6 protein-coding genes and 1 pseudogene are annotated in these 8,095 nt (G+C 38.3%); 1 reads left to right on the forward strand and 6 read right to left on the reverse strand.

From position 1 onward, the window contains the following. The first annotated feature begins 203 nt into the window (after positions 1-203). Positions 204-1,001 carry a PhzF family phenazine biosynthesis protein gene (locus LG003_RS22115; RefSeq protein ID WP_192881016.1) on the forward strand — a complete coding sequence of 266 codons (798 nt, stop codon included), beginning with the start codon at positions 204-206 and terminating at the stop codon, positions 999-1,001. Positions 1,002-1,294: 293 nt separating this feature from the next. Here LG003_RS22115 and cas6f read toward each other — a convergent pair whose 3' ends face one another. The 6 genes and pseudogenes from cas6f to LG003_RS22145 all read right to left on the reverse strand — a co-directional run bounded on the left by cas6f (position 1,295) and on the right by LG003_RS22145 (position 7,357). Then, positions 1,295-1,849 carry a type I-F CRISPR-associated endoribonuclease Cas6/Csy4 gene (gene cas6f, locus LG003_RS22120; protein WP_262981651.1) on the reverse strand — a complete coding sequence of 185 codons (555 nt, stop codon included), beginning with the start codon at positions 1,847-1,849 and terminating at the stop codon, positions 1,295-1,297. A gap of 9 nt (positions 1,850-1,858) precedes the next feature. Beyond that, positions 1,859-2,869, reverse strand: coding sequence for a type I-F CRISPR-associated protein Csy3 (gene csy3 / locus LG003_RS22125; protein WP_262981652.1), 1,011 nt, complete (start codon positions 2,867-2,869; stop codon positions 1,859-1,861). A gap of 23 nt (positions 2,870-2,892) precedes the next feature. Beyond that, complete coding sequence (csy2, locus tag LG003_RS22130) at positions 2,893-3,861, reverse strand: type I-F CRISPR-associated protein Csy2 (protein WP_112877866.1); 969 nt, start codon at positions 3,859-3,861, stop codon at positions 2,893-2,895. Continuing rightward, on the reverse strand, positions 3,858-4,475 hold the full coding sequence (gene csy1 / locus LG003_RS22135; protein WP_262981653.1) for a type I-F CRISPR-associated protein Csy1: 618 nt from the start codon (positions 4,473-4,475) through the stop codon (positions 3,858-3,860). The genes csy2 and csy1 overlap by 4 nt, the downstream gene beginning before the upstream one ends. 38 nt (positions 4,476-4,513) lie before the next feature. Continuing rightward, positions 4,514-5,911, reverse strand: a pseudogene (gene cas3f, locus LG003_RS22140) (type I-F CRISPR-associated helicase Cas3f); the annotation flags it as partial. 1,014 nt (positions 5,912-6,925) lie between these two features. Next, entirely contained in the window at positions 6,926-7,357 is a 432-nt protein-coding gene (locus LG003_RS22145; RefSeq protein WP_262981654.1) for a hypothetical protein, read from the reverse strand. Positions 7,358-8,095: the final 738 nt, after the last annotated feature.

The raw sequence follows: 8,095 nt of genomic DNA on the forward strand, positions 1-8,095 counted from the left end.
TTATCTTTCAAGTTGCCTCTTTGTTGGCTGCACTCGCTCACCCCGGTCACATAGTTTTCTATGCTCCCAGGGATTCACTCCCTTGCCGTCGCGATGCATCTTGAAATCCATAGGGTATAGTTGCTATAAACTAGCGCGAGTAGTTTTTGAATAAGAATATCAATCCCCCTTTTCATAGCTAAATCTGTTTAAGAGAGATGCAAATGACTTTATTACCCATTTATCATGTTGATGCATTCACAGATCACCCATTTTCTGGCAATCCAGCCGCCGTTGTTATATTAGATAATTGGCTTCCTGATGAAACTCTATTATCTATTGCTACGGAAATAAATCTCTCCGAAACTGCTTTTCTTGTCGGTAACCATTTACGTTGGTTTACACCCAAAGTTGAAGTAGATTTGTGTGGACATGCAACATTAGCGACAGCTTTCGTAATGGTTGAATATTTATCCGTTACTGATAATCCCATCGTATTTCAAACTCACTCCGGTGATATTGCCGTTTATCATGACAACGATACTTATACACTTGATTTACCCAAAGCTACTTACAAAAAAGAGTCTTCTCTGCAAGAAAATATTGAAAATGCATTGGGCCAGAAAATATCCGAGCTTTTTGTCTCCCATAATCGTTACATTTGTTTACTTGGAACCGCAGAACAGGTCCTAAATACAAAACCTAATTTTGACAAACTAGCGGCTTTACCTTTACCGGGAATTGTCATAACAGCACATGGTGAACAACAGATTGACTTTGTTTCCCGATATTTTGCACCCGCCAAAGGCGTGCCAGAAGATCCAGTCACAGGATCATCACATTGTGTATTGGCCCCATTTTGGGGCGACCGTTTAAATAAACAGAGATTGTATGCACGCCAATTGTCAAAACGTAGTGGAGACATTATGTGTGAATTGCATGGAGATCGGATACATTTATTAGGAAAAGCTACATTATTTTCCTACGGGCACATCGTCCTCAATCCCCTAAATATTTCTTAAGATAAACACGTCAATAGGTATTATTAATACAAAATCCAAGGGAAAAAAGAGTTCTGCCATTAAAGCAAAACTCTTTTATTCTTGCTGCCTGTACGGCAGTGAACGTGCACGCTGAGTTAATGTTGCAATATGCACATTTCTAAGCTACCTGTGCGGCAGTGAACTGTTAGATACTAACTTTAATTTGCTGATTATTAAAGAACATAATGATAAAAAGCAGAAAAACCCTTTTTATTAGCAGCGGCCAATCCCTTAATAAAATCAATAAGTTATAATTAGCCGCTAAAAAAGGGTCAAAACCAAGGAATGGTAGCTGATGAACTTAATCCATAAGAACTGAAAACGCCTGACGTTGGTTTGTCTTCTATTGGCCCTTGTTCGACAAACAACAGAAAGCTTTGACCTGATGACAAACTTTTAAGACTCAGAAACGGTAAATGAGAACGTTGCTCTTTGCTGATTGGAATACGCTGCCGAGCTTGTTCCTCCGTTAACCATCCCTTTTTAATAGCGCGACGACGAAGCCGTTCCGCGCTACTTTTAACCTGTACTCGACTGACACAATGGTACTTAGTTTCTTGAGGAATTGGCTGGCTATCAATCACCTCAGTATAATCCCTGAGTCCTTTTAACCAAGGTAATGTTTGTAAATCATTCAGCGTTTCACTTGAGCCATGAATTCTCAGCGTGTTCCCCAACGTTTTCCCCGCTCGGGGAAAACTGACACCAACCTGTCCATTTCCTAACTGCCCCAAAGCCCGATGCAGTTTAGCAAACAGCGCCGCCATAAGATCTTGCTGACTGAATTCAAGATCAGGAAGAACGCGGATTTCAAAGTAATAATCCATCTGATCCCCTTATTCACCTTTTTCACCGAAAACACCGCCACGAATTAACGTCGCCATAACATAGTGTTGTTGCTCTACTTCTGGTACTTTTCCTTTAACGACCCAGTTATCTAACAAAGTATAAAAATCCATTTTTACTTTAGGTTGACGATAAGCCTTACCACGACTGGTGACAGAACCATAAGGTTCAACCGCTATTGGGCCAAGGCCCAACTCCGTAGCATCTGGATACCACGTGTCAATAGTTCGGAGCGCATTACCCACTTTTTGCGAATGCAATGCAGCAATTTCATTGACCTGATACAACACTTTGCTTTTTTTACTGTTACTATCGAGAATCAACTCTTGAGAAGGGAAAATTTCCTGCCCATGCCCCAAACGAACAAAAGCTTCAACGTTGAAAAATGTTGATCTATCGCCAGCCAATCCTTCCTCAATTTCAGCAGCAAGTTTAGCTAAATCACCTTCCACCTGACTGAATTCACGTAAGCTAAAATCTTCGCAATCAAACTCCCACCATTTGCCACTCTTACCACTTACGCGAACCTTAATTTCTTCTGCTCTAACTCGGTTACGCCATAAGAACCGTCCATTAGCCAGATTTTCTGCATAACGTGCTGCAAGCGTTTTGAAACCCTGTTCAGCAATATAACCGTTGATCACGTTTGCCAGTTCAGCTTGATAATCCTGGTCATTACATACTGATGGTGTTGAAAGATTGCCTAAAACCCGTAATGTGAAACTGACTTTTAGGGTATCAGTATCAAAAGGCAATGCGGCAACATCGACACGTTGCAGGTTTGCTTTTTGGATCTCTGCATCCAATTTAGCTGGATCGCTGGTTAAAGCGTTTTTCAAGCGGTTAGAAATCGTCCCCCGGACAGCTTTTTCCTGAATAGCGATAGGTTGCCATTCACCGTCAATTTGTTTCCAATTTCCAGCAAACATAACAGCATCAGAATTAGAAAATTTACGTTCAAATGCCAGTACAGAGGCCGTTTTAATTGTTGATTTAGACATGTAGATATCCTTCTTTAAATTAATCAGTCGATTATTCTTACTTTCTTATTGGGTTTGGATTGACGGGAAATAGTCTGTTGATTACAACACCTGTAGACACCCTCTCCCTCTTGATAGTCATAACACCAGAGTAACTGGCGAATATCATCAATACGGTGTGGGCTTTTCCATTCACCTACTCCGTAAATTGCTTCTACAAAACAAAATGGAGTATTAGGATCACGGGTTTTATCTACTTTCCCGGCGGGATATAACGGTGATATTGTCTGATAACCTGTCATCAGAGGAACTAAATATCCAGAACCGGGTTTAGGAATATATTCCCAATAGGCAGAATCACCAATTTCAGGTTGCTTATCTTCACGAACAGGAATAGCCCGCATTTTTATCGTTGAAAAATCAAGCCAGGCATCAATCATTTCTATCTGAGAATTATTCTGTTTTAATTCTTCGTAGTGTTTAGCTAACAATTCAGAGCGATCTAACAAGATAAAACCCGGCAATAAACGACGCATTAACTTACGGGTTTCCCGTTCTTCCTGCGGAAAAGCAATAACATTAACTTTAGTAATTTCAGTAATAGTACCACCTGCTAGTCGCTGAGTTGGACATATTTCTAGTAAATATTGTTCCAAGTCGTTAGCCTCTGCATCACCAGCAATTTCACCAGAACATTCTACTAATAAAGAAACTATCATGTGCATACGACCTTCTTCATTAATCGTTGCCGTTTTTGCTTCTTTAGTTAACGGATTGCGAGTTAATGCAAAAACTTTATCTTTAATTGGATCGGACCGATATGCATGAAGTTGGTGGTTATGGCAAATTACACCACAATTTTCCAGTTTTAGATTATGGCTTTTTTGTAGCTTACGTGAGATAGCATGAGTAAATCCAAGAAAGTGAGTAATTGCTGGAAAACCATAGGTTAAGCCAGTAATAGCATTAGCATTCTCTACTCGAATATGATGTAAAATAATTAAATGGCTCATAACTGTACCTCTGGCAATTCATCCTCAAATTCACGTAGCCGCTCTTTAAACACAGAAGCCCACTCACGACGTTCAGATAACCCCATTTCTAACCGCTCATGTTTTAAATTCTGATTCAGCCAGTAACTAAAATCTGCGGCTATTTCTTTTTTCCAATCACCACCTTCGCGTTCAAATTTAAACGTTTCATCTTGCTGACAGCGATAAGGATCAAGCCAAAGCTGTTGAGCACGTTTTAACTCACAATCTTCATTAGCACTCCAGCCTTTAAGCTCAATCAAATTTTGTATGTCGACGACATAGTTAAACAAAATATCAATAATTTCATTAACATATTCCTGACGACATTGCCGGATCTCTAACGTGTTTTCATATTTTTGTACATTCAACAAATACCGTTGCATCTGCCAAATAGTGCTACGGACTAATGATACAAACTCACAGCCCAGATCAAAAATAGACCTGTGCTTCATAGGTGGTTTAGTTATATTTTTCCATTCAGGAGCTGAGCATGGTAAAAGATAAACTCGTCCACCCCGCATATTGTTAAGATAAGAGGTAATTTGTGGCTTAGTGCTACCAAAGTACTGCACAGCAGTATTAGGATAAATCATGATAGTTTCAGAACGCCAAGATTCTTCCTTTCTCGCTTTGTTAGTAACGTTAACGTCCTTAACCCTAACGCGATAGAAAAACGGCATCCTTGTTTTTCATCAGCTAATCCATACATGATGCGTGCATTAGCAAAAGTTTTACCACAACCAGTAGAAGCCATATTAATGCCAAAAAAACCTTGTTCTACTGAACGTTCACGTAAAGCACATGCCGCATCAAATGCCTGATCCTGCCAGCGATATTTTTCATCTCTGCTGCGTTGTTTAAATCCTTTATGCCGAGTAATCACAGGCAGCGTTTTACGAATATGTGGCAAACTTCTCCCCAGTAATAAAGCATTCTGCCCAACACCAATATTGTGTTCATCTAATCGCTGCTTGCACTTACCGGTGGTCTTATCAGTATTGGCAAACACATCATAGTTGACATGCTGCCAACCCAAAGTTGCAGGCAACGATGAATAATGATGATCGGCCAGCATTAAAACCAGTCGAGACATTGACTGGTGAAACGCTGGTTCAGATTGCCATATTGCGATAATGACGTTGATTGCAGTGCTCTTCGCGCAAATTTTTGGGCTTTCTGACACCAAGTCTGACTGCGGATAGGTGTACCATTTGGGAATATCCAGACATCACGTTTATCCTGATTACTCCAGACCTTATTATCCATGTTGATTGAGTTCCATGACGGTTCTAAGTGGTTAATCAGCCAACTATCAATATCTTTTAATTGTGGTCTGCGTACATATCGATCGTCATAACTAGGATAAACAGGAAGACGATGATGAGAGAGGATTAGCCAAGCGACAGTGGTTGCCAATGGCGGTAAATTAGTAAAAGGGTTTGTATATTTTTTATCGATATCATCCTTAACCAAACGGGAAAGAATCTTATCCTCATCACTAGGCTCAATCTGACTCAACGAAGTCAGCCACTCCTTATCATTTTGCTTATCAACAAATGCCCGAAATAAACGCAAAGACACCCATTCATGTCGGTACGGTTGAAACCGCCCATCTTCTCGTAAACCTTGCTGGAACAACGCATTAGCTTTACCAAAATCATGAAATAACCCGGCAATCGCCGCCAATAAGCTGATAGCTTCTACACTATGCCAGTGATTTTCATCCTGACTTTTCAGCACATCACGTTGTGTCGTATTTAGTAGGTACAACTCCCCGTGAGTTAAAGCGTCGCAAATTCCCGACTATCCATAACAGCTCAGTTTGGCCGCCACTTTTTATCCAATGGCAAGCAACCGCCGTATTACGACGTGCCGTTTTACGCAATAGCTTACACAAAGTATTTAAACCTTCCTGTGTGATAGCCGTTTGCCAAGTTCTATCACCTTTACGTTCAGCAAATTGATCCAAAATTCGACGAGTTTCTGTTAGCGCACGTTTGTTGCACTGAGATACTAAAAGAATATTCATCGTGCCACATGACTCAATTGTTGAGCAGTTGTTTGCAAGGCATCAATTTCTCCAGCCATTGCCGCAATAAATGCTTGTTTTCTAAGCTGCCTGTACGGCAGTACACGGTTACATATTAACTTTAACCTGCTGATTTTTAAATAGCATAGCTATTAAGAAGTAAAAAACCCTTTTTATAAGCGATAATTAATTTATCCATAAAATCAATTAATTACAACTCACTTCAAAAAAAGGGTAAAAATAAGGTAGCAACAAAAATACCATCACATACTTAGGTCGTCTGTCCTAAAATCTATGCAGCAAGTGAGAATTGTTGCCTGTAAAATGTTCAATGATAATGGAACCACCCCACTGAACTCGGTCATCAACAAATCAGTACCTTTTCATCTCGCAGCCTTTTCCAATAGTGACATCATTCAACACGCCTACAATTGCACTAATTCCACCAGGAGTTTAAATATTAAAAAATTCAGTGTTACCCAATTTATCAAGTTTCCAACTCATATTTTCAGTAACATAATTAGCTTAATTAAAAATATAATCTATACCCGTCATCTTTCAAGTTGCCTCTTTGTTGGCTGCACTCACTCACCCCGGTCACATCGTTATCTATGCTCCCGGGGATTCGCTCCCTTGCCGCCGCGATGCATCTTGAAATCCATAGGGTATATATCACTGTTATTACGAGATCGAATATAAATACTACAGGTAAAAAATGATTATTTTCCGCCACTATTTCAATCAAATCTCTCTACTCATGAGTTATTTTATTTCTACTCACTTATCTTATTAGCCAATAAGATTATAATGACTCACCTCCAAAATATAACCATTACATCAATCACTTATATAAACCATTTCAGTAGCCATTTCCATCATTAAATAAAAACATTAGGTTGTTTTCTCATGTATCTCATATTCCACTCTATCTGAACAATGGTGGATTATCTCTATAATTAAGAAAATGCTCTGAAAATATCAGAGCATTTTTTAAATTCAACACATTGTTTTCTATTAGCGCCGTAGTATGGTGTAGGAAAATATCATGTCACGAAGATAATCGTTGTCAACTTTATTATCAATGATTTCACCGGTCTCAAGAATCAATCGATGAGTTGGTTCTTTTGAGCAAAGGATCATGAGCCGCATTTTATCTTTTATAAGCCAGCTATCATTGCTCGCCGGACTAAGCCAGTGAGATTTGAGCAAGATATTACCCTGACTATCACAAGGCATTTCATTAAATTTCACTGTCCAGTTAGCATCAACTTCCGTTTCTTTATTGATAGGCCCATTCTCACCTTTAATATCAATAGAGCCATAAAATAGGAAGTCACCATTAACAAGGTGAACTTTACCATCACTCCATTTCGAATATCCTAACCCAATATTTTTAGGGATATTTACCAACGTTTGATATTGGACACCTTTAATTGAATACATCATGTTTCAATCCCCTTTGGTATAGTTACTGTATGAAAATAGAATTAAACCACTCCGGTTTTAACTAACAACCGAAATATTATTACTCTATGAATAAACAATTTCATATTCCTTTAAATAACTCATTAGTTTTTCCATTCCATGTTTTTATAGTAAATTATTAAATCCGCTTATAAATAAGTTCACCCATCAGCCAAAAACTTTATTAAACCCTGACATTTTAAAAAGATAATTTTAAATCATCCATATTATTGCAAGTAAAAACCATTTAAATAAATTAATTTTTTATGTAAAAATCAAATTAATCCTTTGCGTTAAAAAACAAAAACCTATAAAACCCTATTTTTAATTCTAAAAAATCACATGCATTCCAATTAAAATTTAATTATAAAAATATTATTTGAATTTACTATACCCTATGGATTTCAAGATGCATCGCGGCGGCAAGGGAGCGAATCCCCGGGAGCATAGATAACGATGTGACCGGGGTGAGTGAGTGCAGCCAACAAAGAGGCAACTTGAAAGATGACGGGTATACACATAAGGATTAATAGAATAGACGGTTATCAAGCATCAATATCATTATGAAAAAAATAAATAATTTTGGATACAATGTACATATTTCACTATTAAATCGATTAATTAAAACCCTATCAATTAAGTCAACAAATATTATATTTGTGAGTTCCTGAATATATTCCACATCTAATTATATTCACTAAACCACTTTTACATCATCAA

The organism is Photorhabdus kleinii (genome assembly GCF_025384885.1).
Classification (GTDB): Bacteria; Pseudomonadota; Gammaproteobacteria; order Enterobacterales; family Enterobacteriaceae; genus Photorhabdus; species Photorhabdus kayaii.